At 64.8% G+C, this 26,368-nt stretch carries 28 protein-coding genes; 18 read left to right on the top strand and 10 right to left on the bottom strand.

Going from position 1 to position 26,368, the window contains the following annotated elements:
* Window positions 1–2: 2 nt before the first annotated feature.
* Together flgG and flgF are read right to left on the bottom strand one after the other, a co-directional pair.
* Window positions 3–791, bottom strand: a complete 789-nt coding sequence (flgG, locus tag ACVMB1_RS18945) for a flagellar basal-body rod protein FlgG (RefSeq protein ID WP_456848859.1) — start codon at window positions 789–791, stop codon at window positions 3–5.
* Window positions 792–807: 16 nt separating this feature from the next.
* Complete coding sequence (gene flgF / locus ACVMB1_RS18940; protein WP_057018627.1) at window positions 808–1,572, bottom strand: flagellar basal-body rod protein FlgF; 765 nt, start codon at window positions 1,570–1,572, stop codon at window positions 808–810.
* A gap of 382 nt (window positions 1,573–1,954) precedes the next feature.
* Between flgF and fliL the strand changes: the two genes are divergently transcribed.
* The 4 genes from fliL to ACVMB1_RS18920 are packed head-to-tail and all read left to right on the top strand — an operon-like array spanning window position 1,955 to window position 4,933.
* Window positions 1,955–2,443 carry a flagellar basal body-associated protein FliL gene (fliL, locus tag ACVMB1_RS18935; RefSeq protein ID WP_057018626.1) on the top strand — a complete coding sequence of 163 codons (489 nt, stop codon included), beginning with the start codon at window positions 1,955–1,957 and terminating at the stop codon, window positions 2,441–2,443.
* A 17-nt stretch (window positions 2,444–2,460) separates the two neighbouring features.
* Complete coding sequence (gene fliM, locus ACVMB1_RS18930) at window positions 2,461–3,663, top strand: flagellar motor switch protein FliM (RefSeq protein WP_168854986.1); 1,203 nt, start codon at window positions 2,461–2,463, stop codon at window positions 3,661–3,663.
* Window positions 3,660–4,124, top strand: coding sequence for a DUF6468 domain-containing protein (locus tag ACVMB1_RS18925; protein WP_253623688.1), 465 nt, complete (start codon window positions 3,660–3,662; stop codon window positions 4,122–4,124). Before fliM ends, ACVMB1_RS18925 begins: the two co-directional genes overlap by 4 nt.
* Window positions 4,121–4,933: a MotE family protein gene (locus ACVMB1_RS18920; RefSeq protein ID WP_253623689.1), complete on the top strand. Its 813-nt coding sequence runs from the start codon at window positions 4,121–4,123 to the stop codon at window positions 4,931–4,933. Before ACVMB1_RS18925 ends, ACVMB1_RS18920 begins: the two co-directional genes overlap by 4 nt.
* Window positions 4,934–4,973: 40 nt before the next feature.
* On the opposite strand, the gene ACVMB1_RS18915 is transcribed toward ACVMB1_RS18920, so the two are convergent.
* Entirely contained in the window at window positions 4,974–6,179 is a 1,206-nt protein-coding gene (locus ACVMB1_RS18915; RefSeq protein WP_076825653.1) for a glycosyltransferase family 87 protein, read from the bottom strand.
* Between the two features lie 409 nt (window positions 6,180–6,588).
* Between ACVMB1_RS18915 and ACVMB1_RS18910 the strand changes: the two genes are divergently transcribed.
* Together ACVMB1_RS18910 and ACVMB1_RS18905 are read left to right on the top strand one after the other, a co-directional pair.
* A complete protein-coding gene (locus tag ACVMB1_RS18910) occupies window positions 6,589–7,806 on the top strand; it encodes a glycosyltransferase family 87 protein (RefSeq protein WP_253623691.1) in 1,218 nt (405 codons plus the stop codon).
* Between the two features lie 382 nt (window positions 7,807–8,188).
* The gene (locus ACVMB1_RS18905; RefSeq protein ID WP_253589864.1) at window positions 8,189–9,031 is read left to right on the top strand and encodes a c-type cytochrome; all 843 of its coding nucleotides are present in this window, start codon (window positions 8,189–8,191) and stop codon (window positions 9,029–9,031) included.
* 99 nt (window positions 9,032–9,130) lie between these two features.
* Here the strand turns inward: ACVMB1_RS18905 and ACVMB1_RS18900 are convergent, their stop codons facing one another.
* Window positions 9,131–9,421: an addiction module antidote protein gene (locus ACVMB1_RS18900; RefSeq protein ID WP_028339801.1), complete on the bottom strand. Its 291-nt coding sequence runs from the start codon at window positions 9,419–9,421 to the stop codon at window positions 9,131–9,133.
* Window position 9,422: 1 nt separating this feature from the next.
* The gene (locus ACVMB1_RS18895; protein WP_253589865.1) at window positions 9,423–9,713 is read right to left on the bottom strand and encodes a type II toxin-antitoxin system RelE/ParE family toxin; all 291 of its coding nucleotides are present in this window, start codon (window positions 9,711–9,713) and stop codon (window positions 9,423–9,425) included.
* Between the two features lie 186 nt (window positions 9,714–9,899).
* On the opposite strand from ACVMB1_RS18895, the gene ACVMB1_RS18890 reads away from it, so the two are divergent.
* Window positions 9,900–13,727 (top strand): tetratricopeptide repeat protein, encoded by a 3,828-nt coding sequence (locus tag ACVMB1_RS18890; protein ID WP_253623692.1) that lies wholly within the window; start codon window positions 9,900–9,902, stop codon window positions 13,725–13,727.
* Between the two features lie 12 nt (window positions 13,728–13,739).
* Here ACVMB1_RS18890 and ACVMB1_RS18885 read toward each other — a convergent pair whose 3' ends face one another.
* On the bottom strand, window positions 13,740–14,549 hold the full coding sequence (locus ACVMB1_RS18885) for a glyoxalase superfamily protein (protein ID WP_375166475.1): 810 nt from the start codon (window positions 14,547–14,549) through the stop codon (window positions 13,740–13,742).
* 300 nt (window positions 14,550–14,849) lie between these two features.
* On the opposite strand from ACVMB1_RS18885, the gene ACVMB1_RS18880 reads away from it, so the two are divergent.
* From ACVMB1_RS18880 to ACVMB1_RS18860, 5 genes are all read left to right on the top strand, one after another.
* The gene (locus tag ACVMB1_RS18880; RefSeq protein WP_057018325.1) at window positions 14,850–15,086 is read left to right on the top strand and encodes a hypothetical protein; all 237 of its coding nucleotides are present in this window, start codon (window positions 14,850–14,852) and stop codon (window positions 15,084–15,086) included.
* 25 nt (window positions 15,087–15,111) lie between these two features.
* A complete protein-coding gene (locus ACVMB1_RS18875) occupies window positions 15,112–16,077 on the top strand; it encodes a LysR family transcriptional regulator (RefSeq protein WP_057018326.1) in 966 nt (321 codons plus the stop codon).
* 87 nt (window positions 16,078–16,164) lie between these two features.
* Window positions 16,165–16,875, top strand: coding sequence for an SDR family NAD(P)-dependent oxidoreductase (locus ACVMB1_RS18870; protein WP_168854981.1), 711 nt, complete (start codon window positions 16,165–16,167; stop codon window positions 16,873–16,875).
* Window positions 16,876–16,897: 22 nt separating this feature from the next.
* On the top strand, window positions 16,898–17,149 hold the full coding sequence (locus ACVMB1_RS18865) for a tautomerase family protein (RefSeq protein ID WP_038385470.1): 252 nt from the start codon (window positions 16,898–16,900) through the stop codon (window positions 17,147–17,149).
* Between the two features lie 121 nt (window positions 17,150–17,270).
* Window positions 17,271–18,512 (top strand): YbfB/YjiJ family MFS transporter, encoded by a 1,242-nt coding sequence (locus ACVMB1_RS18860; protein ID WP_253623694.1) that lies wholly within the window; start codon window positions 17,271–17,273, stop codon window positions 18,510–18,512.
* Here the strand turns inward: ACVMB1_RS18860 and ACVMB1_RS18855 are convergent.
* The 4 genes from ACVMB1_RS18855 to ACVMB1_RS18840 all read right to left on the bottom strand — a co-directional run bounded on the left by ACVMB1_RS18855 (window position 18,509) and on the right by ACVMB1_RS18840 (window position 22,384).
* Complete coding sequence (locus tag ACVMB1_RS18855) at window positions 18,509–19,660, bottom strand: aminotransferase class V-fold PLP-dependent enzyme (RefSeq protein ID WP_456814614.1); 1,152 nt, start codon at window positions 19,658–19,660, stop codon at window positions 18,509–18,511. The genes ACVMB1_RS18860 and ACVMB1_RS18855 overlap by 4 nt on opposite strands.
* 55 nt (window positions 19,661–19,715) lie before the next feature.
* Window positions 19,716–20,603, bottom strand: coding sequence for a hypothetical protein (locus tag ACVMB1_RS18850; protein ID WP_057018330.1), 888 nt, complete (start codon window positions 20,601–20,603; stop codon window positions 19,716–19,718).
* Between the two features lie 87 nt (window positions 20,604–20,690).
* The gene (fliP, locus tag ACVMB1_RS18845; protein ID WP_063709685.1) at window positions 20,691–21,443 is read right to left on the bottom strand and encodes a flagellar type III secretion system pore protein FliP; all 753 of its coding nucleotides are present in this window, start codon (window positions 21,441–21,443) and stop codon (window positions 20,691–20,693) included.
* Window positions 21,440–22,384 (bottom strand): flagellar biosynthetic protein FliO, encoded by a 945-nt coding sequence (locus ACVMB1_RS18840; protein WP_253589872.1) that lies wholly within the window; start codon window positions 22,382–22,384, stop codon window positions 21,440–21,442. Before ACVMB1_RS18840 ends, fliP begins: the two co-directional genes overlap by 4 nt.
* Before the next feature lie 359 nt (window positions 22,385–22,743).
* On the opposite strand from ACVMB1_RS18840, the gene flgB reads away from it, so the two are divergent.
* The 6 genes from flgB to flhB all read left to right on the top strand — a co-directional run bounded on the left by flgB (window position 22,744) and on the right by flhB (window position 26,239).
* A complete protein-coding gene (gene flgB, locus ACVMB1_RS18835) occupies window positions 22,744–23,154 on the top strand; it encodes a flagellar basal body rod protein FlgB (RefSeq protein ID WP_456848857.1) in 411 nt (136 codons plus the stop codon).
* Between the two features lie 39 nt (window positions 23,155–23,193).
* Entirely contained in the window at window positions 23,194–23,619 is a 426-nt protein-coding gene (gene flgC / locus ACVMB1_RS18830; protein ID WP_018272466.1) for a flagellar basal body rod protein FlgC, read from the top strand.
* Between the two features lie 26 nt (window positions 23,620–23,645).
* A complete protein-coding gene (fliE, locus tag ACVMB1_RS18825; RefSeq protein ID WP_057018333.1) occupies window positions 23,646–23,957 on the top strand; it encodes a flagellar hook-basal body complex protein FliE in 312 nt (103 codons plus the stop codon).
* Between the two features lie 145 nt (window positions 23,958–24,102).
* The gene (gene fliQ / locus ACVMB1_RS18820; RefSeq protein ID WP_016844766.1) at window positions 24,103–24,366 is read left to right on the top strand and encodes a flagellar biosynthesis protein FliQ; all 264 of its coding nucleotides are present in this window, start codon (window positions 24,103–24,105) and stop codon (window positions 24,364–24,366) included.
* A gap of 18 nt (window positions 24,367–24,384) precedes the next feature.
* Complete coding sequence (gene fliR, locus ACVMB1_RS18815; protein ID WP_016844767.1) at window positions 24,385–25,155, top strand: flagellar biosynthetic protein FliR; 771 nt, start codon at window positions 24,385–24,387, stop codon at window positions 25,153–25,155.
* A gap of 10 nt (window positions 25,156–25,165) precedes the next feature.
* Window positions 25,166–26,239, top strand: coding sequence for a flagellar biosynthesis protein FlhB (gene flhB / locus ACVMB1_RS18810; protein ID WP_057018335.1), 1,074 nt, complete (start codon window positions 25,166–25,168; stop codon window positions 26,237–26,239).
* The last annotated feature ends 129 nt before the right edge of the window (window positions 26,240–26,368 follow it).

Genomic DNA, 26,368 nt, shown 5'->3' with positions numbered 1-26,368 from the left:
CCTCAGCGGAACAGGTTGGAGGTCGACTGCATCATCTGGTCGGCGGCGGAGACCACCTTCGAGTTCATCTCATAGGCGCGCTGCGCGGCGATCAGGTCCGAGATTTCCGAGACCACCTCGACATTGGCCTGTTCGAGGTTGCTCTGCTGCATGTCGCCGTAGCCGTCGGTGTTGGCGGTGCCGTCCTGCGGCTGGCCGGAGGCCGGCGTTTCCTGGAACAGATTGTCGCCGATCGGCATCAGGCCGGCCTTGTTGATGAATCGGGTCAGGCCGATCTGGCCGATGTTGGTCGATGCGGTCTGGCCCGGCAGGGTCACCGAGACCTGGCCTTGCGCATTGATGGTGAGGCCGGACGCGTTCTGTGGGATCGTGATCGTCGGCTGCAGCAAATTGCCCTGCGCATTGACGATGCGGCCCTGATTGTCCATCTGGAACGAGCCGTCGCGGGTGTAGGTGAAGGTGCCGTCCGGCATCAGGATCTTGAAGAAGCCTTCGCCGCGGATCGCGATGTCGAGATCGTTGCCGGTCGGCGACAGCGTGCCCTGGGTCATCATGCGCGGCGTGCCGACGGTCTTGACGCCGCCGCCGAGGTCGATGCCCATCGGCATGATGGTGTTCTGGTCGGAGGCCTGCGCGCCGACCCGGCGCACATGGTCGTAGATCAGGTCCTGGAACGCGGTGCGCTGCTTCTTGTAGCCGGTGGTGCGCAGGTTCGCGATGTTGTTGGAGATCACCTGAACGCTGAGTTCCTGTGCCGCCATTCCGGTCGCAGCTGTATAAAGTGCGCGCATCGGTCAATCCCCTGGATCAGTTCGGCACGTCGGCGAGTTTCTCGATCGCCGATTTGTGCAGGTCGCTCTGCTGCTGCAGCAGCGAGGCGATTTGGGTGTAGGTCCGCGTGATCTCGATCATGCGGCTCATCTCGACGACGGAATTGACGTTCGACTTCTCGATGAAGCCCTGGCGGATCTGGGCCTTGGTGTCCGGCAGAGCCTGCGTGCCTTCGCCCGGCGCGTAGAGGTTGGAGCCTTCCTTCAGCAGGCGCTGGGCCTGCGCGAACGAGACGAGGCGCAGCTTGCCGCGGATCGAGTCGAGACGGGAGGTGCCCTCGAGCACGGTGATGTTGCCGTCGGCGGCGATCGAGACGTCGTGGTCGGTCTGCTGGAAGGTGATCGGGCCGGCGGTGCCGAGCACCTGGTAGCCCGAAGCGGTGACCAACTGGCCGCGATTGTTGATCTGCAGGCTGCCTTCGCGGGTGTAGCGCTCGCCGCCCGGCGTCTGCACCACCAGGAAGGCATTGCCGTCAATCGCGACGTCGAGCGGGTTCTTGGTCTCTTCGGTCGGGCCCTGCGCGAAATCGTGGAAGGTCGCGCGGTCCTGCACGAAGGAGACGCGGCGGTCGGAGGAGGCGAAATTGTCCTCATGCGCGTTCGAGGACAGATATTCCTGGAACAGCGACCGGTCGGCCTTGTAGCCGTTGGTGTTCATGTTCGCGATGTTGTTGGAGACGACATCCATCTGCCGTTCCAGCACCATCTGCTTCGATAGGCCGACCAGAAGCGTATTCTGCATCGGTGGTTCTCCCCTGTGAGGCGATCCGAATGCAGGTTCTCCCAAACCTTCACGCCGGACCCGTCGGTAACCATTGGGTTCTCCCAAACCCTCAGGTTACGCCGTCCTCTCAGCGAAAGCCGTGCCAACTTGGAATGGCGTGTTATTTGAACGGCTTAGGTGTTTGGCCGTGGCGCGCAAGGGGCGGCAGAAAGGTCTTGTTGACCATGTTTGCCCGGCAGTTTTTTCCTAGTGGATGGTAAATCCTAAGCTTCCGTTAACCATTATGACCCCAGTGTTGCCGGCATTGGGGCGCGTGTGCGCCGGCGGCATTTGTATCGCGTCTTCAGGCCAAGGCTGGGGCAAATCGCGTTCGCATCCTTCAGAGTGAAGCGAGCGGACGATGGCGGACGAGGAAAAGACGGACAGCGGCGAGGGCGCGGCCGCACCGAAGAAGGGCAAGCTCAAGCTGATCATTGCCGTCGTCGGCTTCCTCGTCGTGCTCGGCGCGGGCGCCGGCGGCTGGTTCTTCTTCATGCGCGGCCACGGCGAGGAGCAGCACGCCGAAGCGCCGCCGCCGAAGCCGCCGAGCTTCGTCGACGTGCCGGACATGCTGGTCAACCTGGTCGGCGCGCCCGGCGAGCGCGTGCAATATCTCAAGCTGAAGCTCGTGCTCGAGGTCAAGGAAGAGAAGCAGGTCGAGGCGATCAAGCCGGCGCTGCCGCGCGTTACCGACCTGTTCCAGACCTACATGCGCGAGCTGCGCCCGAGCGACCTCAACGGCTCGGCCGGCCTGTTCCGCCTCAAGGAAGAACTGACCAAACGCGTCAACCTCGCGCTGGCACCCAACCAGGTCAACGCGGTGCTGTTCAAGGAAGTCGTGATCCAGTGACGGGGTGGATGTAAGCCATGGCCGGCAACGACCAGATGGACCAGGACGCCATTGCGGCGCAGTGGGAAGCCTCGCTCGATTCCGAGGATCCCGCGGCGGCCGCGGCGGAAGCCGCCAAGAACGAGCTCACCGAGAACATGGCGCTGCAATGGGCCGCCATGGTCGAGGACGGCAGCCGCGACTTCGGCAGCAAGAGCACCAATGGCGAGCGCGTGCTGTCGCAGGAGGAGATCGACAATCTCCTCGGCTTCACGGTCGGCGACGTTAGCCTCGACGACCATTCCGGCATCCGCGCCATCATCGATTCCGCGATGGTGTCCTACGAGCGTCTGCCGATGCTCGAAATCGTGTTCGACCGCCTGGTGCGGTTGATGACGACCAGCTTGCGCAATTTCACCTCCGACAACGTCGAGGTCTCGCTCGACCGCATCACCTCGGTGCGCTTCGGCGACTACATGAACTCGATCCCGCTGCCGGCGGTGCTCTCGGTGTTCAAGGCGGAGGAGTGGGAGAACTTCGGGCTCGCTACCGTCGATTCCAGCCTGATCTATTCGATGATCGACGTGCTGCTCGGCGGCCGCCGCGGCCAGACCCAGCTGCGCATCGAGGGCCGGCCCTACACCACGATCGAGACCAACCTCGTCAAGCGCCTGGTCGAGGTGGTGCTGTCGGATGCCGAGCAGGCGTTCCGGCCGCTGTCGCCGGTGACCTTCACGATCGACCGGCTCGAGACCAACCCGCGCTTTGCCGCGATCAGCCGCCCGGCCAATGCCGCGATCCTGGTGCGTCTGCGCATCGACATGGAAGACCGCGGCGGCAATGTCGAATTGCTGCTGCCCTACGCCACCATCGAACCGATCCGCAACGTGCTGTTGCAGATGTTCATGGGCGAAAAATTCGGTCGCGACCCGATCTGGGAAGGCCATTTCGCCACCGAAGTGGCGCAGGCCGAGATCGCGGTCGACGCGGTGCTCTATGAAGCGGACATTCCGCTGAAGGAGCTGATGAAGCTCAAGGTCGGCGACACCCTTCCGCTGGATATCCGCTCCGACGCGCTGGTCTCGGTGCGCTGCGGCAACGTCACCCTGACGGAAGGGCGCATGGGCCGGGTCGGCGACCGTGTCGCGATCCGCGTCACCAAGAATTTGCGTAAACCCCAAACCACCTTCGCGATGTTCGAGAAGGCGGACGAGCGGACCAAGATGATGGAGGCACCATGAGTCATGTGCTTGGACTAGCAATCGAGAGTCTGGTAGCCGTGCTGCTGATGCTGACGATCGGCTATTGCTGGCTGCTCAACAAGCGGCTGCAGCGGCTGAAGGCCGACGAACATTCGCTGAAGGCGACGATCGCCGAACTGATCACCGCGACCGAGATCGCCGAGCGGGCGATCGGCGGGTTGAAGCACGCGGTGCGCGACGTCAACGAGAACCTCGGCAATCAGCTCGATGCGGCGACGCAGATGTCGGCGCTGCTGAAGAACCAGCTGGCGGAGGGTGACCACGTGGTGCGCCGCCTGTCCAAGATCGCGATGGCCGCGCGGCCGTCCGAGCCCGCGCAGGCACCGGCGCAAGCAGCCGCGCCAGTGGCGCCGGCGCCCAGGGTCTCGGCCGCGCACGCGGTTGCCGCGGCGGCTGAAGCCTTCACCGAGCGCAGGAGGGCCGGCGGTCTCGCTGCATGAAGTTGCTTCGTGACATCAGAGTGATGCCCGTGGTGCTGGTCGCGATCTTCGGCCTGATGATGCTGAAGGTCGCCGGCCTCGTGCTCGATGGCGGTTACGTGTTCGCCGACGATACGCCGCCGGCCGGCCCGGCTGGCCCATCTTGGGCGCAACAGAATTTCAACTTCCCCGGCGCCGGCAAGGCGGTGGTTGACAGCAAGATCAAGGCCGATCCCGGCGACATCACGGGATCGGTCGAGCACAAGGACGCCAAGAAGGACGAGGCGCCGAAGCCGGCCGCACCGGCCGCGGAGCCGTCCAAGCCCGATGGCGTCGTCGTCAACCTGGATGCGCCGCCGCAAGTGTCGGCATCCGAGCGCGCGATCCTGGAGCGGCTGCAGGCGCGCCGCCAGGAGCTCGAGACGCGTGCGCGCGAGGTCGAGATCCGCGAAAGCCTGCTGAAGGCCGCCGAGAAGCGCATCGAGGCCAAGGTCGAGGAGGCCAAGGCCAATGATGCCAAGACGAATGCCGATGCCGCGGCAAAGGCGGAAGCCGATGCCGCGCGCTTCAAGGGCATCGTCACCATGTACGAGAACATGAAGCCGAAGGACGCCGCGAAGGTGTTCGATCGCCTGGAAATGAATGTGCTCTACCAGATCGCCTCGCAGATCCAGCCGCGCAAGATGTCCGACATCCTCGGCCTGATGCAGCCGGAAGCCGCCGAACGGCTCACGGTCGAACTCGCCCGCCGTGCCGGCGGCGACAAGTCGGCCTCGACCGACGATCTTCCCAAGATCGAAGGCAAGATGCTCACGCCGAAGACGAATTGATGGGAGCTATCGGAAAGTCCGCCAATTGGCGGTGGCCTGGTCAGCCGTAAGCCAGATCCGACTTAACACCGGGTTGCCTGCATCGCATCCATATCATCGCGACGAGGGTCGCGCACATGAACGGACCGACGGGCACGAGCGCGACCGGGTAGGTAAACCCCGCCAGGACAAGCACGCCGAACCCGATCCGTAGTTCGGAGCGATTCGAGAGAAGCGCGCCATGTTCGGCCATGGGCGCGTTCATGAGAAAGATGATCGCGAGAGCCAGTAGCGCCGTATCGTAGATCGCGAAGTAGGGAGAGACGAGCAGGGTCGCGACGAGCAGGCACGCGGCCTTGACGGCGAAGCTGACATTGCGGCGCCATATGATCAGCGTCCACGTCGCGGCTGCCGCAGCGACCGCGACGTGCAGTGCCATGGCCGATCCATAGCCAAAACCGGCAAACCGAAGCACGCCGTAGACGCTCTGCAGTTTGTACCAAGCCAGCGTGCCGGTGAGATGGAACTGCGTCGTTGCGAAGACGGCGGCCTCACGGAACCCCTCAAAAGTGTCCCAGCCGAAGGTAAGCCCGGTAAGCAGCAAGAGCACCGGTGTCACCAAACTGGCTGTGATGAAGACGGTCCAGCGTCCAGTAGCTATCAAAACGAGGGGAAGCAGGACGCCATATTGCGGCTTGAAGATCAGCAGCGCGATCAGGAAGCCGCTGACGATCGGACGCCGGTCCAGCGTCAGCAGAATCGCGCCGAGCAGCGATGCCGCCAGCAAGGAGCTTTGGCCGACGATGAAATCGTACAGGACGGCCGGCACGCCGAATGCCAGCAGCAGTACGGCGAAGCGCGGCCGGATGGCGGAAACAACGAGCGCCCAGCACAGCAGCTTTGCGGTGCTCCAGATCCAGAACGCGGTCGGAAACGGCAATAGTGCCAGCAGTGCCGCCGCAAAGAGAAAAAACGGCGGGTAGAAAAACGGTATCGGTACTTCGTAAACGGGGAACGGAGCGTCGTTCAAGCTGGGATGTATTTGAATGATCGCTTGCCGCAACCGCGGCCAATCGTAGGCGGTGGCGGCATGGCCATCGAGGGCCATTTTCCCCGCGCTCCAAAAGCACGAAAAGTCGAGCCCGGTCGCGCCGGTACCGTCAACGACTTTCGGTAACACGCAGTACAGCGTAAAGCCCAACACAATGAGGCAGGCAATGGCCAATGCACGGTCGTATCCGCTGCGCTCCGCACGGGCGCGCACCATTCCAAATCCGTTCATGAAACTGCCAGAAACTAAGAATTGCTTGAAATGCAAGCGGTTGTATACCGCAACTGGCGGTGGCGCAAGCGAGTGGCCGATCTCCCTGCGGCGTTGGGTTAATCGCTGGAAGTTCCGCGGATGCCCGGTGGATCGAGGTTAATCCTCTCGTGCAAAGGCCGAAGCCGGCGCCGTCCGGTAGGCGCTGCAGCGCCATGTGCCGGCTGGCAGACGCGGATGTTCGCCGCCTCCGATGGTGTGGGCTCGACGAGGTCTCCGCGAAGCCAAACGCCTATCGACGCCGAGAAGTGTACGCCGGTTATGGTAGCCTTAAACGGTAGCGTTAAGTTGCAACCGATTTGTCATTCTGGAATTGAAGTCGCTATGTCTCAAGGTGGTGTTTTGGGAATTGCCAATGCTGAAAGACATGCCATGGCTCACCGCGCCGCGCGCCCGATTATACGTGAGTGGCATCGCAATTGTGCTGGTGCTGACCCTTGCGAGGTCGCTTTTGCTGTTTTACCGCGATGGCGGCTATGGCGCGAATAACTTTCTGCTCGGCTCGGACTTTTTGACCTTCTGGGCCGCGTCGCTCCAGGTGTTGGCCGGGCATCCCGCCGAGGTTTATGTGCCCGAATTGCATCTGCTCGCGGAAGCTCCATACCTGCGAGAGGGCTACGAGGCGTTCTTCTATCCGCCGACGATGCTGCTTTTGTGCGTGCCGCTCGCGCTCGCGCCGTATTTCGCCTCGCTGTTCGTGTTCATTGGTATGACGGCGGCGTCGTTCGCCGCGGTGATCTGGCGTATCTTGCGAACGCCTTGGTGCCTGGTCGCGATCCTTGCCTATGCGCCGGTCTATCTTAATGCCGTGGCGGGGCAGAACGCCTTTCTGACGGCATCGATCCTTGGGTGCGGTCTCAACATCATGGACCGGAGGCCGAAGCTCGCGGGCGCGATCCTCGGGCTGATGGTGATCAAGCCGCATTTGGCGCTGGCCGTGCCGATCGCCCTGATCGTCACAGGTCGCTGGCGCACGCTGATCTGGGCAGGCCTGTCGTCGATTTCGCTCGTCGTGCTGTCCGCGCTGCTGTTCGGCCTCGATACATGGCTCAACTTCCTCGACGTCTCTCACTCGGCCCGTCAGGCTCTGGAGAACGGCGACGTCGAGTTTTCATTGCTGCAGAGCGCGTACGCGACAGCGCGCCTGCTCGGCGCCGGCGTCAACACGGCCTTTATCATTCACGGCCTCGTGGCGCTGGGCATGACGTGTGTGCTGGTCTGGATATTGCGTCAAAAGATCAGTGCTGCGACTGAACGCTCGATCATCGTGCTCACCTGCCTTCTGATTACGCCGTTCTGCCTGTTCTACGACATGCTCATCATGGCGCTGCCGCTGGCCTGGATGCTCCGCGAGTGGTTGAAGGTCGGCTTTCCGGCCTGGTCGAAAATGGTGCTTGGCGTGACGTTTCTCGCGCCGATGGTCTTCTACCTACCTGTCCTCTATCAGCTGTCGGTCGTGAAGCCGCTGCCTTTTGGTTCTCCGGTGATCATCCTGTTCTGCTGGTTGCTGGTCCGGGAGAGCATGCAGACGCGGCAAGCGGCGCATGGCGAACGAGAGGTCGCGACGGTCTGAGTTCGGAGCACCTCACGCGGACCTCCGTAACATCGCGGGGAGTGTCCAGCGCTGGGCTGCTGGGCTTTGATCCGGCGGAGCATCCACCGCCGCGATAAATCAGTCGCGTTGCCATTGGCGCGGGAGCAAGGGCGAAGAACAACGCTGGCGGCGCCAAGGCCATTGCAACCGAGCCATCGCGGACATTGCCAAAGTGCTTGATGCGGGTCTAGCATTGGCGTGAGGAAGGCCAGCGTGACTTCGCTGTTTTGGAGCCTTCCGCGATTGCGATCGCATGGACCGCCGCTTGAGTTGATTGATTGAATGCTCTTGTGCCGGGCGCGAAGCTGCGCCCGAACAGAAATTGAATTTTTCATCACCAAGAAATTTCGAGGAAACCGATATGCGTAGCCTGTTCATGATGCTTGTCGTCATCGCCACCACCAATCTGGCATGGGCCCAATCCGAACTCGTCAAGCGGGGCGATTACCTTGTCAACGGCATTCTGGCTTGCGGCAATTGCCACACGCCCAAGGGACCGAACGGCGATGTTTTGGAGAAGGCGTTCTCGGGCGGGGGATACTGGGACGAGCCGCCGTTCACAGTGCATGCCGCCAACATCACGCAAGACAAGGAAACAGGCATCGGAAGCTGGAGCGACGCCGATATCAAGAAACTGCTGCGGACCGGGCAAACCCCAAAGGGCGTGCATACCGCGATGATCATGCCGACCAGCTTCTATCACATCCTGACGGAAAATGATCTCGACGCGGTCGTCGCATATTTGCGTACGATCACGCCGGTCCACAACAAGGTGCCCGATCCGATCTACAAGGTGCCTCAAGTCGAGAACGTTCCGCCGGGCGGCGAGAACCCATTCGCCGAACCGATGATGAGCGACAAGGTGCAGAAGGGATTCTATCTCGTCACGATCGCGCATTGCATGGCGTGCCATACGCCGATTGGACCGAGGGGACGAGAATACAAGAGCAGTCTTGGCGCGGGTGGCGTCAAATTCTCCGGGCCGTGGGGTATCTCGGTTTCACGCAACATCACGCAGAACAAGACCAATGGGATCGGCGCATGGAGTGACGACGAGATCAAGCGTGCGATCACCGACGGTGTCAGCCGCGACGGCAGCCGTCTCGGTCGACCGATGGGATACCACTACTACGCCCGGATCAGTTCAGATGACCTCGATGCCATCGTGGCGTATTTGCGCACGGTACCCGGCAGCGCGGAGTAAGGCTCGTTGCAAGGCCAATTCCTGTCCGGTCACAGCCGCGCAGCGGGCCCCTGGCTGACTCCAATTCTGCGAGGATAGCGCGCGCCGCTATCTGCGCAGCTAGGCGGCGCTCGGAACAAGCTTCAGCTTCAAACCGAGCGCTTTTGTCGCCTTGTTCAGGGTTTCAATAGTCGGATTGCCGCCGGGCCGGAATGACTTGTAGATTACTTCGCGGCTCAAGCCAGTTTCGCGCGAAAACTGCGATACGCCGCGAGCTCTGGCGATGTCGCCGATAGCTGTCGCGATGAACGAGGGATCGTCCTCTTCCAGCGCCGCTTCGAGATAGGCGATCTGCTGCTCTAGCGTCTTCAGATGATCCTTGATGTCGAACTTGGTGGTCTTGAGCGGCATCTCAAATCTCCTTCACCATCTTCTGGGCCGCCTTGACGTCCTTGCTTTGGGTTCGCTTGTCGCCACCGCAGAGCAGGAGCACGATGGTTTTGCCTCGACGCGTGAAATATACCCGGTAGCCGGGGCCGTAATCGATCCGCATCTCGCTCACGCCTTCGCCCACCGATTTCACATCGCCTGGATTTCCGAGTTCGAGACGCCGGATGCGTGCGCCGATCCGGGCGACCGCTTTTATGTCGGCTAGCGAGTTGAGCCAGTGCGCAAAAGCGTCGGTCTGAACGACCTGGATCATGTGTATTATCATACACAACGCGGTCGAGTTGTCAACTATAGTACACAGTCATTCCGTGGCAGGGGCCGGTCCGAAACAATCCGTTGACGTTAACAGCTCCTTAACGCCGCCCGATCCAAGATCGGGAAGCGTGGGCGAGGGCGCTTCGCGCTTGGTATGGCTGGGGTCCCGAGAAAACGTTTCGAGATGGCGCGAACGGCTGCCGCTGGAACATGGTCGCTAGGCCGCGCCTGGGCGCGGACCGCGCGCCTATGCCTGCTTGCCACCGCCCTTGCGCTTACAACCCTTACCTATCCGACTGCGGCGCGGGCCGAAGACGCGGTGCCAGGTGAGGCGACATTCTCTGCCGCGAACGGCTATGCCCGGCTGGTGCTGAAGCTGAAGGAGGATGTCGAATCGGAGGTCACGACCGCCGGCTCGATCATCGTGATCCGCTTCAAACGTCCGGTCGATATCCCCGTCGAGAAACTGCAGGATGCGGTGCCCGATTATGTCGGCGCCGCGCGCCGCGATCCCGACGGCTCGGCGATCCGTCTGTCGCTGGCGCGCCGCGTCTCCATCAACACCATGACCGCCGGCGAGCGCATCTTCATCGACTTCCTGCCCGACAGCTGGACCGGCCCGCCGCCGTCGCTGCCGCAGGAGGTGATCCGCGAGCTTGCCGAGCGCGCCCGCGCCGCCGAGCGCCTGCTGCGCATGCAGCGTGCCGCCGACGCCGCCAAGAAGAAGCCGCCGGTGCGGGTTCGCGCGCTGGTGCAACCCACCTTCGTCCGTTTCGTGTTCGAGGTGCCCGACGGGGTCAGTGTCTCCTCGGTGCTGAACGAGCAGAAGTTGACACTGTCCTTCAACTCGGTCCTGACCTTCGACCTTGCCGATGCCAAGGTCGCCGCCCCACCGAATGTCGCGTCGATCAGCGCGCGCGCCGACACGGACACGTCGGCAGTCGACGTGTCGCTGATGGGCGATGTCGACGTGCATTCGTTCCGCGACGAGAAGAACTACATCGTCGACGTCGCCTTCCAGCAGAACGAGCAGCAGGCGGCAAAGCCCTCGCTGAGCTCATTGTTGCCGACGCCGCGCGCCAAACCAAAAGGCGCCGCGGCGATCGCGCCGGTGACGTCGGAAAGCATCGCCCAGCAGGCCAAGATCGAGATCAAGCCTGAACAGTCCAAATCCGAGACGGCGAAGTCCGAGCCTGCCAAGTCCGAGTCTGCCAAGTCCGAACCGCCGCGCTCCGAGCCGCTCAAGCCGGAGCAAGCCACGAGCGAGCAACCGGCGGCCGCGCCCGCCAAAACGGAGCAGCCCCGATCGGAACCGTCCGATCCCGAGCTGCCGAAAATCGCGGCGGCACCTGCGGCCAACGCCGAGAACGCTGCTGCGCCGACCCCGCCGCACGACGGTGGTGCCGGCTCTGCGGCGGAACAGAACACGGCGCCCGTGACCGACGCACCACGACCGGTGCCTGCTGTCGCCGCCGCGCCGGCGATGGAAGCGCCGGAGGCGGCTGCGGCGCCATCGCCGCCCGCTGCGGAGGCCCGTGCCGGCGGCAAGCCCGCGGTCGAGGCCCAGCGCGACAGCGACGGCTTGCGCGTGACGTTCTCATTCCCCGGCGCGACGCCGGCGGCGCTGTTCCGCCGCGCCGACACGGTTTGGATGGTGTTCGACACGGCTGAGGCAATCGACGTCGATCCGGTCCGCGCCAAGGCCGGCTCGCTGATATCAGATGTCAGCCGGATCGCGCTGGAGAAAGGCCAGGCGGTGCGCTTCCGCCTCAACCGGCCGCAGATGCCGTCGCTCGAAAGCGACGACCGCTCGCGCGGCGTGAGCTGGACGCTGACCTTTGCCGACCGCGTGCAGAAACCGCCATTGCCGCTCACTGTGGTGCGCAACATCTCGGAGCCCTCGCTCGCCAATGTCAGCGTACCGCTCGCCAATCCCGGCCAGCTGCACAGACTGGTCGATCCCGATGCCGGCGATACGCTTTGGGTGGTGACCGCGCCGCCGCCGACCCGCGGCATCATCAAGCGGCAGGATTTCGTCGAGCTCTCGCTGCTGGAATCGATCCACGGCGTCGTGGTTCATCCGAACGCGGACGACGTCAAGGCCGAGGTCGGCGCCGACAAGGTGATGCTGGGCCGGCCCGGCGGCCTGACGCTGTCATCGGCCGACGTCGCCGCCGAGCGCGCGACCGCGGCGGTGAAGCCGTTGTTCGATCCGGACGAGTGGCGCAAGAACCAGTCAGACACGTTCCTCAAGCAGCTCGACGGCCTGATTGCGGCGACCGCGTCGGCCAATGCCGAGCAGCTGCCGCAGGCGCGGCTCGATCTCGCCGACTTCTACATGGCGCGCGGCATGTACCAGGAAGCCCATGGTGTCGCCAATCTGATCCTGTCCGAGAGCAAGCGCGGCAGCGAGACGGCGTCGGTGGTGATGGTGCACGCGGTCGCCAGCATCCTGATCGGCCACCCGGCGCAGGGCCTCAAGGATCTCGCCAATCCCGTGATCGGCAACGGCTACGATTCCCAATTGTGGAAGGGGCTCGCCTTCGCCCGCGAGGGCAAATGGGCCGAGGCGCGCGAGAAGTTCAAGAACGCCGAATTCGCGGTGGCGACGCTGCCGCCCGATTTGCAGCGCATCGTCACCATGGACTCGATGAAGGCCTCGCTCGAGGTCAAGGACTATGCCGGCGCCGCGCGGCGCAAGAGCGATCTCGACGTAGTCGGCGTTCCCGGCGAACTGAAGCCCGCGGTTGCGGTGCTGCGCGGCCGGCTGGCCGAGGCGCTCGGCCAGGAGAAGGATGCGCTCGACGCCTATCGCTTCGCCGCCAATTCGGCCGATCGCCAGGCTGCCGCCGAAGGCAGGTTGCTGGAGACGCTGCTCAAGCAGAAGCGCGGCGAGATCGGCCGCGACGATGTGCTGAAGGAGCTCGAGTTGCTGTCGATGCTGTGGCGCGGCGACAATATCGAGCTGAAGACGCTGTATGTGCTGTCGAAGATCTACGCCGAGACGACGCGCTATGCCGACGCCTTCGCGGTGACGCGTGCGGCGACCCGGCTGCAGCCGAATGCGCCGGAATCGCGCCAGGCGCAGGATGGCGCCTCGGCCTTGTTCGTGCAGCTCTACCTCGGCCCCAGGGGCGACGAGATGTCGCCGATCGATGCGCTCGGCACCTTCTACGAATATCGCGAACTGACGCCGATCGGCCGCCGCGGCGACGAGATGATCCGCCGTCTCGCCGACCGCCTGGTCGGCGTCGATCTGCTCGACCAGGCCGCCGACCTCCTGCAATACCAGGTCGACAAGCGGCTTGAAGGCGCGGCCCGCGCCCAGGTCGCGGCGCGCCTTGCGATGGTCTATCTGATGAACCGCAAGCCCGACCGCGCCATTGCCGCGCTGCGCTCGACGCGGATCGCGGATCTCTCCGGCGAGCTGCGCCAGCAGCGGCTGCTGCTCGAGGCGCGCGCGCAGAGCGACGTTGGCCGGCACGATCTCGCGCTCGACATCATCTCGAACATCACCGGCCGTGAGGCAATCCGGCTGCGCTCCGACATCTATTGGGCGTCGCGGCACTGGCGCGAGGCGTCCGAGCAGATCGAGCTCTATTATGGCGACCGCTGGCGCGACTTCACCCCGCTCAATCCGGGCGAGAAGGCCGATATCATCCGCGCCGTGGTCGGCTACGCGCTTGCCGAGGACGCCATCGGGCTGTCCCGGTTCCGCGAGAAATACGCGCCGCTGATGTCCGGCGATGCCGACAAGCTCGCCTTCGACTCGGCCAGCAAGCCGGTGGCGACGTCCAGCGCCGAATTCGCCCAGATCGCGCGAATGGCCGCCAGCGTCGACACGCTCGACGGCTTCATCCGCGAGATGAAGACCCGCTTCCCCGACGCCACCGCCCGCGCGCCATTGCCCGATCCGGTCGCGACCGGATCGGTGACTGACAAGCCGAAGGTCGCGCCGGTGAGCGCGCTGCCGGCGATCAAGGGCGAGCGCCGCGCCAGCGCGGCGCCGTAGCCGCGCTGGGTCTCACGGCCCGGCAGACACCCACGCGGTCGAAATGATCCCGGTGGCGTCGAGCGCGATCCGCCAATGCGAGGCGCCGTTGGCGTGCCGCACACTGTAGACATCCTCGCCCTGCGCGCCGACGCCGAGGAAGCGGGTGGCTTCGATCGCGCCGAGGTCGGCGAGGAAAGGCTGCAGGTGTGGCAATTGCTCGCGGGTCGCCGCGGCGAGCGCGGGGGCCATGTCCGCATAGTCGGACTGTCCCGATGCGACCCCCTCGATCAGGCGGCGGAGCGCGGCCTCGGTTCCTGGAGCCGGCGACTGTTTCTTCACACGCTCTGCGGTGCGATCCGCAATCTGTTTCGCGCTTGCAGCGTCAATGCGCGGCATCGGCTTGTCGCCATTTTGATGCAGGATCAGTGACGTCGCCTGACCGTCAGCCGCGATGACAAAGCTGATCTGCGCGTCGACCTCCCTGGCGAAAAACCCGGTCTGGCTCTCCGCAAAGAACGGTACGGCCCGCTGCCCGGTGAGCTGTACAGCCAAGTGGTGATCCTCGCGCATCACACTGAGGACGGCCTGCTCGCTGAGCTGGTAGAAGCCGGCATAGCGGTCGAGCACCGCGGCAGCGACTGCGATCTCTTGCCGCACGACGTCCGGCGGCGATCGCGGAGCGGAAGCCGGCACATCGGCGGATCCGCCGGCGGCCTGTATCCGTGCCGCCAGCGTGTTCCAGTCGCGCTGGCCGAACAGTTTGGCGATCAGCTCCAGGCTGTCGCTGTGGGTGAGGGGGATCGATTTGGCGCCGAGCGCTTCGCGCAGCGTCTGCGCCATGGCCTTGGCATCACGAAAGTCGCGCATGGGATCAACCTTTGCATCGACGAACGGAGAGCGTCAGGGGCTTGCGTTGCTGACCCGTTCGTGCGGGCAAAGGAAGCCTGAAACATGGCTTGATACCTTCACCGTCCCCGGGTGGGGTGCAAGCGGCGGGTGGTATCGACCCTGCCAAATGTTCGCCGGGGACGAGCATTTTGTCAATTGCAACTGGTTGTGATCGCACGCGTGCTCTCGACATCCTGCCGTCAAATCGGCAACCATGGCGTCCGTTGCGCAGCGCCGGGAGGACGTCGTTACATGAGCAAGCCGATCAAGACCGAAGCCGAACTGATCGCGATGGCGCGGGCAGAGCTGAAGGCCCATGCCGACTGCCCCGACGGCATCGACATCTCCGTGCTGCGCGACGGCGACAGCTGGGAGTTTCGCGCCAGCGCCGATGACGCCACGGTGGCGAGGCCCGGCTATCCCGAATGCGTCGCGATGCTGGTGCAGATCGGCGACCATCTCAGCAAGCAGTATGACGTGAAGGAGTAACGGCGACCGCGAAGCGGGGGGATCGATGGACCGCATCGACGCCATGAAGGTCTTCGTTGCGGCGGTCGACGAGGGCAGCCTCGCCGGTGCCGGGCGGAAACTGCGGCGCTCGCCGGCGGCGGTCAGCCGGGCGATCGCTTTCCTTGAGCATCATGTCGGCGCCGAGCTGCTACATCGCACGACGCGCTCGCTGAAGCTGAGCGATGCCGGCCAGCGCTATGCGGCCGCATGCCGTCGTATCCTCGGCGAGCTCGAGGAAGCCGATATCTCGGCGGGCGGCGAGCGGTCAGTGCCGCGCGGCACGCTGACCGTCACCGCGCCCGTCGTGGTCGGCGAGGACGTGCTGCGGCCGGTGCTCGATGCCTTCATGACGGACTACCCGGCGGTGTCGGTGCGGCTCGTGATGCTCGACCGCACCGTCAATCTGATCGACGAGGGGATCGACGTCGCGCTGCGCATCGCCCATCTCGCCGATTCCAGTTTCATCGCGATCAAGCTCGGCGAGGTACGCCGCGTGGTCGCGGCATCGCCCGGCTATCTCGCGCAGCATCCGCTGATCGCCGAGCCGGCTGATCTGGCGAAGCACCAGATCATCGCCATGACGCATTTCGGGCTCGACTCCTGGAGCTTCCCGCCGGCCGCGAAGTCGAAGATCGCGCGCGCGGTCCAGTTCATGCCGCGGCTGGTCGTCAACACCGTGCGCGCGGCGGTGGCCTCCGCCAGCGAAGGACACGGCGTCACCCGGCTGTTCTCGTATCACATCGCCGAGGAAATCCGTGACGGGCGGTTGCAGATCCTGCTCGCCGGCGACGAGCATCCGCCGCTGCCGGTGCATCTTTTGGCGCCGCAGGGTCGCTTCGACGTGCCCAAGGTGCGCGCCTTCGTCGATTTCGCGACGCCGCGGCTGAAAGGCTATTTCGAGCGGCTGTCGCGCGAGGCCAGCAGGGCTGGCGCCATTCGTTCGCGCCGCGGAAGAGTGTCTGCCGAATAGCGGGCATTCGCGCGGAAAGCGGATGTATCTAGCTTCCTCTCCATCGAAGCGGCGCTGGGTCGCTTCAGCAGCAGATGGAGAGAGAACATGGGTGCAGAGCAGAAGGTTGCCATCGTCACCGGTGCGTCGCAGGGCCTCGGCGAGGCCATCGTCAAGGGCTATCGCGACCGCAACTGGCGCGTCGTCGCCAATTCCCGCAGCATCAAGCCGTCGACCGACAGCGACGTTCTGACCGTCACAGGCGACATCGGCGATCCCGAAGTTGCCGACCGCATCGTCAAGCAGGCGCTCGGGCGCTTCGGCCGCATCGACACGCTGGTTAACAATGCCGGCATCTTCCTTGCCAAGCCGTTCACCGACTACACCGACCAGGACTACGCGCAGGTGCTCGCGACCAATCTCAACGGCTTCTTCTACATCACCCGGCGCGCCGCCAGGGAGATGGAGAAGCAGGGCTCCGGACATATCGTGCAGATCACGACCAGCCTCGTCGATCACGCCAATAGCAACGTGCCCTCGGTGCTGGCCTCGCTGACCAAGGGCGGCCTGAACGCCGCGACCAAGTCGCTCGCCATCGAATATGCCGCCAAGGGCATCCGCGTGAACGCGGTCTCTCCCGGTGTGATCAGGACACCGATGCACGCGCCGGCGACGCACGACTTCCTCGCCAAGCAGCATCCGGTAGGACGCATGGGTGAAGCCAAGGATATCGTCGACGCCGTGCTGTTCCTGGAAGGCGCGGGCTTCGTCACCGGCGAGATCCTGCATGTCGACGGCGGCCAGAGCGCCGGTCATTAACGAGCACGATCCGGAGAGTGCCATGCCTATCGTCACCATCCAGGTCACGCGTGAGGGGACGGCGCCGGGGGCGTCGTCCACCACGCCGGAGCAGAAGGCTGCATTGATCAAGGGCGCCAGCGAGCTGCTGCGCGACGTGCTTGGCAAGCCGATGGAGTCGACCTTCGTCATCATCGAAGAAGTCGATACCGATAATTGGGGCTGGGGCGGGCTGCCCGCGCTGGACTATCGCAAGAAGCTCGCTGCAGCTGCGGCGTCCAAATCTTCCCGCTGAAGGCTTCCCCCAAACCGAATGTGCATTTCTCCCAATCGGGAGAGGTGAGCCGTGATCGCTGTGAGCGATTGCTGCGATCGCAACTAATCATTTTTCATGAACGGCCGGAGGGCCTACTGCGATGTCCATGTCAGCCAATGTCGATCACCACCGGCGCCATCACGCCGAGCCGCGCCTCGATGCCGGCGAGCCGCTATGGCTGTCCGCGGCCGCGGGGCTGTGCGCCTCGCTGGTCGGGCTCGGACTGGCGCGCTTCGCCTACACGCCGTTGATCCCGGCATTGATCGCCGCAAAGTGGTTCACTCCGGCGGAAGCGGTCTATCTCGGTGCCGCCAACCTTGCCGGCTATCTCGCCGGCGCGCTGCTCGCCCGCGATCTCGGCGCGCGCATCGGCTCGGTGTGGGCGCTGCGCGGCATGATGGTGCTGGCCGCGATCACCTGCTTTGCCTGCGCGGTGCCGATCTCCTTCATCTGGTTCTTCGGTTTTCGCTTTCTCGCCGGCGTCAGCGGCGGCGTGATCATGGTGCTGGCGGCAACGGCAATCCTGCCGCATACCGCGCCCAGCAAGCGCGGCCTGATCGGCGGCGTGATCTTTGCCGGCGTTGGCCTCGGCGTCGCCGCGTCCGGAACACTGGTGCCGCTGTTGCTGCAACAGGGCGTCAAGCAGGCCTGGTACGGCCTTGGCGTCCTGTCGGCGGTGCTGACACTGGTCAGCTGGAAGGCGTGGCCCGCCGAAGCTCCCGCCGCACGTGGCGTGGTCGAACAGCCCGTCGCGTCGCATGGCCTGCGCTCGCCGCTGGTGATCGCGCTCTGCCTGGAATACGGCCTCAACGCGCTGGCGCTGGTGCCGCACATGGTGTTCCTGGTCGATTTCGTCGCCCGCGGGCTTGGGCAGGGCATCGCGGCGGGATCGCATTACTGGGTGCTGTACGGCATTGGCGCCGTGGTCGGACCGTTGCTCACGGGACACCTCGCCGATCGCGCCGGCTTCGCCGCGGCGCTCCGCGCGGCGTTCCTGATCGAGGCCGTTGCGGTTGCGCTGCCCGCCGTGACGACATCGCCTGCCGCGCTGATCGTGTCGAGCCTGATCGTCGGCGGCTTCACGCCCGGCATCGTGCCGCTGGTGATCGGCCGCATCCACGAGCTGATCCCGCATTCCGCGGCGAGCCAGCGTTCAGCCTGGGCGCAGGCCACCACGACCTTCGCGCTGTTCCAGGCGGCGGGCGCCTATGGCCTGTCGTATCTGTTCGCGCACAGCGGCGGCGACTATGCGCTGTTGTTCGTGATCGGCGCGGCCGGAGTGGTCGTCGCGCTGGCGATCGAACTGTTCGGCGTCGTCGGACTGCGGCACAAGTCCGGCTAACCGCGCAGCGCTTTGGTCAAGACCGCGACGAGGCGATCGACATCGGCCTCGTCGTTGAAAACGTGCGGCGAGATCCGCATCCGGCCGAGCCGCAGCGCGACATGGATGTTCTCGGCGGCGAGCCGCGCGATAAGTTCTTTCGGGATGCCGCCCGCCATGCCGAGGCTCAGGATGTGCGGCGCACGCACGCTGCGCGCCGGGACGTTGAGCCCGAGGTCACGCACGCCGTCCGCGATCCGCTCGTTCAGCATCGCGAGCCGCGCGCTGACGGCCGCGGCGCCCCATTCCGCCATCATCTCGATGCCGATCGAGGCCATCTCCAGCGTGATGAAATGATCGCGCTCGCCCATGTCGTAACGCGTGGCGTTGTCGACATAGGCGAGATCGCCGAAATAGACCGGATTCTCGGAGTTCACGTTGCGGCGGCCGCTGGAGGTCTGCTCCAGCGGCACGCCGTTCTGGTGGCGTTTTGCAATGTAGAGGAAGGCGCGCCCGTAGGGGCCGATCAGCCATTTGTAGGTCGGAAACATCACGGCGTCGGGGTCGAGCCTCGTCACGTCCATCGCCACGACACCCGCGCTCTGCGTCGCGTCGATCACGAACATTGCGCCGTGCTGCCGAAGCGCGGCCTGCACCTTGTCGACGTCGATCATGCCGCCGTCCGACCAGTGCACCGAGGAGATCGAGGCGAGGCCGACCGGCGGCGCGCCCGGCCGCTCGATCGTTGCAAGCAATGCCGATGTCCAGTCGCCGTCGGCGGGCTGGCGCACGGTGTCGACGACGAACCCTTGCGCCTCGGCGCGGGCGTGCCATTCGAGGACCGGCGAGGAATGGTCGTTCTCCAGCACGACGACGCGGGTGCCGCGCGGAATGCTCAGCGCCTTCGCCACCGTCGCGACGCCGTAGCTGATCGCGGGGATCAGCGCGACATCGTCAGGTGCGGCATTGATCAGGCGGGCCGCCGCGCTACGGGCGCGCTCATGCTGGCGGCCGGCGAAGCCGGGATCGATGGTCCAGGGCTGGCTTTTGCGTCCGACCGCTGTGCGGCCGGCATCGAGCGTCTTCAGCGGCAGCGGGCTGTAGGACGCCGAATTCAGGTAGCAGACCTCGCGTGGAACATCGAACAGATGGCGCTGGGAGGGAAGCATGTCGTCTCGTTTGCTGGAATTTGCGGATCATGACGTGACGCCGAAGAGCGCGCGCTCATCCGTCATACTGGTCCGGCCCCATCGCCCAAGGCGCCTGGTCATAGCCGTTGGCGAAGGTGCGGTTGGTCTGCGCCGGATTGCGATTGACCAGCGGCCGCAGAAACATCGGATGCGTGGCGCTGCGCACCTCGTGCTCGACGGTGAACAGATGTCGGCCGTCGGCCGGATCGACGATATCGCAGAAGCGGTACTGGTATTGATTGTCTTCGCGGGAGACCAGATTGCGTTCGCGCAGTCGCTGGTAGGGGCCCGAGAAGTCCGTGATGTAGATCTGGATGTGATGGCCGTCGAATTCGCCCTGCGCCGCGTCGCTCTCGCGGAATTGCAGATACTGATCCTTGCCGACTTTTGCGCGCGCGACGACGCCATCGCCGTTTACGACGCTGGCGGGGATGCCCAGGATCTCAGGATAGAACCGGCTGATCGCCTCAGCCGTGCCGCGCGGCACCTCGAACTCGACATAGGGCATGCCGAGCGCGATGCGCCCGAACCGTTTGGCGTCCGGTTCAAAGCAGCGTAGCCGGTTGCCCCAGGGGCAGATGGCCTCGACGTGATCATTGCGCTCGCGATAGCTGAACGCGGTGCCCTCGAGCTTGGGCGCGACCGCGGCGAGCCGCTGCAGCAGGGCCTGCCGCCCGGCGATCACGATGCCGGTGTGGCCGCGCAGCACCTGCTGGCGGCCGCTCGGCAGGTGAAACTGGCTGCGGCCGACATTCACCCACATGTTGCTGTCGGAGACCATCAGATAGGGATCGCGGGTCAGCCCGATGCCGGCGACGTAGAACAGCGTGGCGAGGCGCTGGTCCGGCACCTGCACGTTGACATGTTCGAGATGGATGGCGTTGCCGAGATCTTCTGCGGCGCGGTCGAATGGCTGCTGCACGGCGCGGCTCCCTGGATGCGGTGCCGCGCATGATAGTGCAACGGTGTGGCCGATCCAGCTGACGGGCCATGAATGTTTCGCAGGGCGCTACCCCCCGTAACTCTGCACCAGGCTGCCGGCGACCAAAGCCCAGCCGTCGACCAGCACGAAGAAGATCAGCTTGAACGGCAGCGAGACCACCACCGGCGGCAGCATCATCATGCCCATCGACATCAGGACCGAGGCGACCACGAGGTCGATGATCAAAAACGGCAGGAACAGCAGGAAGCCGATCTCGAAGGCACGTTTCAGCTCGGAGATCATGAAGGCCGGCACCAGGATGCGCAGCGACATCTCCTCCGGCGTCGCCGGCGGCGGCTCGCCGGAGAGGTCCATGAACAGCTTCAAATCCTTCTCGCGGACGTTCTTCTGCATGAAGCCGCGCAAGGGGACCGAGGCGCGCTGCAACGCGTCCTCAACGCCGATCTGGTTGGCGACCAGCGGCTTGATGCCGTCGTCATAGGATTTCTGCAGCACCGGCCCCATCACGAAGGCGGTGAGGAACATCGCAAGCGCGATCATCACCGAGTTCGGCGGCGCGGTGGCGGTGCCGAGCGCGGTGCGCAGCAGCGACAGCACGACCACGATGCGCGTGAACGACGTCATCATGATCAGGATCGACGGCGCGATCGACAGCACCGTCAGCAGCGCAATCAGCTGGATCGCGCGCTCGGTCACGCCGCCATTGCCGCCGCCGAGATTGATGCTGATATCCTGCGCCATCGCCGGATCAGCGAGGGATCCGGCGGCGATCAGGACAGCGATGAAAAAAACTCTACGCGGAACTGCCCCTGGCCTCACGAAGGATTCTTCGGTCGGCCGAGCAGCGAGGCCATCTCGTCCTCGAGATTTTCGAACCCGCTCTTCTGTCCGCCGGCGGGCGGGGCGGGCGGCTCGCTGCGCTGCGGGCGCGCCGGCGGCGCCTCGGGCGCAACCGGCGGCGCGACGGTCTCGCCGGCGCCGGTCGGGCGGCGCAGCGCCGCTTCGAGCCGTTGCGCCATCTCGGCGAGATTGGCGTCGGCGTTCGATGGAGGCGGCGGAGCCGGAGGCGCCTGCGTTGCAGCCGGCGGCGGTGCCTGGGGAGGCGGTGGCGGCGGCGTCACGGCGCGCTCGGTTGTGCGCAGCGGTGGCGGCGCCTTCGGCGGCTCGGCGGTGCCGCGCGGCGGACGCGGGACGACCGGCTCGGAGCGCGGCGGCAGGCGTGGCGGCATCGGATCGGGCCGCGGCTCGCCGCGTTCGGGCGTGAAGCCCGCGAGCGGATCGCTGCGACGCTCGGCGATCGGCGGCGCGGGCCGGCGCAGCTCGTCGGCGAAGGAGGGCCGTGTCTGACGCGGCGGCAGCTCCGGCTCGGGAAGGTCGAAATTGTCGGAGCGGGCGGCTTCGCTCTCGTTCCAGGCTGCATCCGGAAGCGGCGCCACGCGCGGCGGCGCGGCATCGGCTGCGACCGCGGGGCGGGTCGACATTTGATCGCGCGCGGGCATCGCGCGGACGATATTCGGCTCGACGACGATATCGGTGGGGCCGCCGATCATCAGGAGATGCTCGATGTTGTCGCGGCGGACCAGCACCAGGCGGCGCCGCCCGTCAACGGCGGCAGCGTCGATCACCGCCAGGCGCGGCATGCGCCCGCGGTTGGCGTTGGCCCCGAGGCGGTTTCCGGCGAAGCGGCGGACGAGCCATGCGGTCACGCCGATCAGCGCCAGCACGACAACGAATGCCAAGACGAATGTAATGACCTGCATATTGGAGTCCCCGGCCATCTTGGCCTTCCTCAGCTTTCGCCATCAACGGGCGCGGATTGATAGGTGCGGTTTGCGCAGCGAATCGCGCCGGAGATTCGCCTTATTTCTTAATTCCCAGCGGCTTGCAGCCCACTGTTCTATTAATAAACCAAGAATCGCTTGTCCCAAAACGACTTCTCAGCGCCCCACGCTGTCTTGGTTTGTGCTGGTTAACGCAGCATTCGTGGCGAAAATGCGCTCGCAGGCCGCAGTTGCGGCGTTCTCCACGGATCCGTCCGGCATTTTAACCACCCGTTAACCATACACCGGGCAAATTCTGCCTACCTCGGAAGAGCCCTGAGGTTAACGGAGCCGCGGCGATGGCCATGAACGATCTCCCGATCCTGTCGGCGTTGCGCACCAAGATGCAGTGGCAACAGGAGCGCCAGCGGGTGCTCGCCGAGAACATTTCCAATTCCGACACGCCGAACTTCCGGCCGCGGGACCTGGCCGAGCCGAAGTTCGACCGGGCCGGCGCCACGGTTGGCGGCGGCGTGGGGACGCTGCCGATGATGCAGACCAGCGCTACCCACATGGCGGCGTCCGGCGCGCCCGACAGCTTCGACAACGATCGCGGCAAGAGCGGGTTCCAGACCCGTCCGGCCGGCAACGCGGTCAATCTCGAGGAGCAGATGCTGAAAGTGTCGGCCAACCAGATGGACTATGCGGCCGTCACCTCGCTCTACAGCCGCAGCCTGCATCTGCTGAAGACTGCGATCGGCAAGGGCTAGAGCAAGGGTTAGCCCGCCTGACGGCGGCAGGAGGATCCCATGGCAGATGGAACAAGCGATTTCGCCCGCTCGATGAGCATCGCAACCTCAGGCCTGCGGGCGCAGGCGGGGCGCATGCGGGTGATCTCGGAAAATATCGCCAATGCCGATTCGACGGCGCAGACCGCGGGCGGCGACCCTTACCGCCGCAAGGTGCCGACCTTCTCCTCCACGCTCGATCGCACGCTCGACGCCCAGGTCGTGGCGCTGGGCCGGATCCGCCCCGACCAGTCTTCGTTCCGGGTCAAGCACGAGCCGGGCAATCCGGCGGCGGACGCCTCGGGCAACGTCAAATATCCGAACGTCAATGCGATGGTCGAAATGACCGACATGCGCGACGCCCAGCGCTCCTACGAGGCCAACCTCAACATCATCAGTGCGACGCGACGGATGATCCAGCGCACGCTCGACATCCTCAAGTCCTGACGCAACAAGAACAGGGAACGTAAATCATGGCTTCACCGACAGTCGCCGCCAACGCCTACGCCAACCTCGCCAAGATGATGGAGCGCGGCGGCGCCGAGAAGGCCGGGCAGGCCGTCGCCGGCCCATCCTTCAGTGCGCTGCTGAAGGACTCCGTCGGCAGCGTCCTGGAGGCGGGCAAGAAGTCCGACGCGCAGACCATGGCGATGACCTCGGGCAAGGCGAACGTGATGGATGTGGTGACGGCGGTCGCCGACACCGACGTTGCGGTATCGACGCTGGTCTCGGTGCGCGACCGCGTGATCCAGGCCTATGAAGACATCATGAAGATGCCGATCTGACGTCGCTTGCGACGTCATCCCGGGGCGATGCGCAGCATCGAGCCTCAGATGTGCAATTGCACATCAAAGATCTCGAGGTTCCCGGTTCGATGCGTTGCATCGCCCCGGAACGACGGTGCAAACAACTGACAGCGAGAACTCAACAATGACCGGCCCCGAAACCCTCGACGTGGCGCGCGATGCGATCTGGACCATCGTGGTGGTGTCGTCGCCCCTGATGGTGGTCGGCCTCGTGGTCGGCGTCGTGGTGTCGCTGTTCCAGGCGCTGACGCAGATCCAGGAGCAGACCCTGATTTTCGTGCCGAAGATCCTCGCGATCTTCGTCACATTGCTGCTGGCGCTGCCGTTCATGGCGGACTCGCTCAGTAGCCACATGATGCGGATTTCATCGCGAATCATCGGCGGTTGATGCACTAATGCCGCGGTCATGCGCATCGATGTCTCCCTGCTGCCGGCGCTGGCCGCGATCTTCGTGCTGGTCTTCGCGCGCGTGGGCGCGATGGTGATGCTGCTGCCCGGTTTCGGCGAGAGCAACATCCCGGCGCGGGTCAAGCTGTCGATCGCGCTGTTGCTGACGCTGATCATCCTCCCCCTGCATCGCAACGCCTATCATGTCGACCTGACGTCGATCTCCTCGCTCGGCGTCCTGATGGTGCATGAGCTCATCATCGGCATCGTGCTCGGCGCGACCGCGCGGGTGACGTTGTCGGCGCTCAACGTCGCGGGCTCCGTGATCGCGCAGCAGCTCGGCCTCGGCTTCGTCACCGCGGTCGATCCGACCCAGGGGCAGCAGGGCCAGATCATCGGCAACTTCCTCACCATCCTCGGCCTCACGCTGCTGTTTGCGACCGACAGCCACTATCTCGTCATTGCGGCGCTGAGCGAGAGCTACCGCATCTTCTCGCCGGGCGAGATCATGCCGACCGGCGATGTCGCCGCGCTTGCGACCTCGGCCTTCTCCGCCGCCTTCAAGATCGGCCTGCAGCTGTCCGCGCCGTTCCTGGTGTTCGGCCTGGTCTTCAACATCGGGCTTGGCGTGCTGGCGCGGCTGATGCCGCAGATGCAGGTCTATTTCGTCGGCGTGCCGCTCTCGATCATGGTCGGGTTCCTGATCTTCGGCGTCGTGCTCGCCGCGATGATGAACACCTATCTCGACTATTTCCTCGGCGTCATGCGCCAGCTCGCTCCGATGAACTAGGGGAGAAGCAGTGGCGGACGATACCGAAGACAAAACAGAAGACCCTACGCAAAAACGTCTCGATGAAGCCCTCGAGAAAGGTGACGTCGCCAAGAGCCAGGAGGTCAACACCTGGTTCGTGATCGCCGGCGGCACCTTGGTGCTGTCGACCTTCTCGGGTTCGATCGGCAGCGGCATCTTGATGCCGCTGCGTAACCTGATTGCCAATTCATGGATGATCCGCACCGACGGTGCCGGCCTGCTGGCGCTGACCCAGTCGCTCGGCTACGCGGTGGTCGCCGCGATCGGCGTGCCGTTCCTGTTGCTGGCGCTGGCCGCGATCGCGGGCAACATGGTGCAGCATCAGCTGGTGTGGTCGGGCGAGCAGCTGAAGCCGAAATTCTCCAAGATCTCGCCGGCTGCCGGCTTCAAGCGGCTGTTCGGCAAGCAGGCGGTGGCGAATTTCCTGAAGGGCCTGTTCAAGCTGATTGCGCTCGGCGCCGTGATGGTCGCGGTGCTGTGGCCCGACCGGATGCGGATGGAATCCTTCCTGCGGGTCGATCCGGCCGAGCTGCTGCCCGCCATCACCGGCATGACGGTGCATCTGCTGGCGGCGGTGGTGGCCATCCTCGCTGCGGTCGCGATCGCCGATTACTTCTTCCAGTACCGGACCTGGTACGAGCGTCACAAGATGTCGCTGCAGGAGATGAAGGAGGAGTTCAAGCAGTCGGAAGGCGACCCGCACGTCAAGGGCAGGATCAAGCAATTGCGGGTCCAGCGCGCCAAGAAGCGCATGATGGCCCAGGTTCCGAAGGCCTCGGTGATCATCACCAACCCGACCCACTATTCGGTGGCGCTGGCCTACGACCGCAGCATGTCGGCGCCGATCTGCGTCGCCAAGGGCGTCGACAATCTTGCCTTCAAGATCCGGGAGATCGCCAAGGAGCACGACATTCCGATCGTGGAGAACGTGGCGCTGGCCCGGGCGCTCTATGCGACGGTCGAGCTCGACCGGGAGATCCCGGTCGAGCACTATCACGCGGTTGCCGAAATCATCGGCTACGTGATGCGGCTGAGGCGCGGCCTGTCCGGCCTGCGGCAGTAAGGGGCGGAAAACCCGCTTGAAATGCGCGTAACTTGCGAAATTGCCGCCTGTTGGACTTGCGTTTTCGGGTCCGATTCAGGCACTCAGGGGCGAGGTGGCCGGCCGGTCGCCTTCGTGATGCAGACGAGC

The organism is Bradyrhizobium sp. USDA 4504 (assembly GCF_054063995.1).
This window is presented reverse-complemented; position numbering and strand designations above follow the sequence as displayed.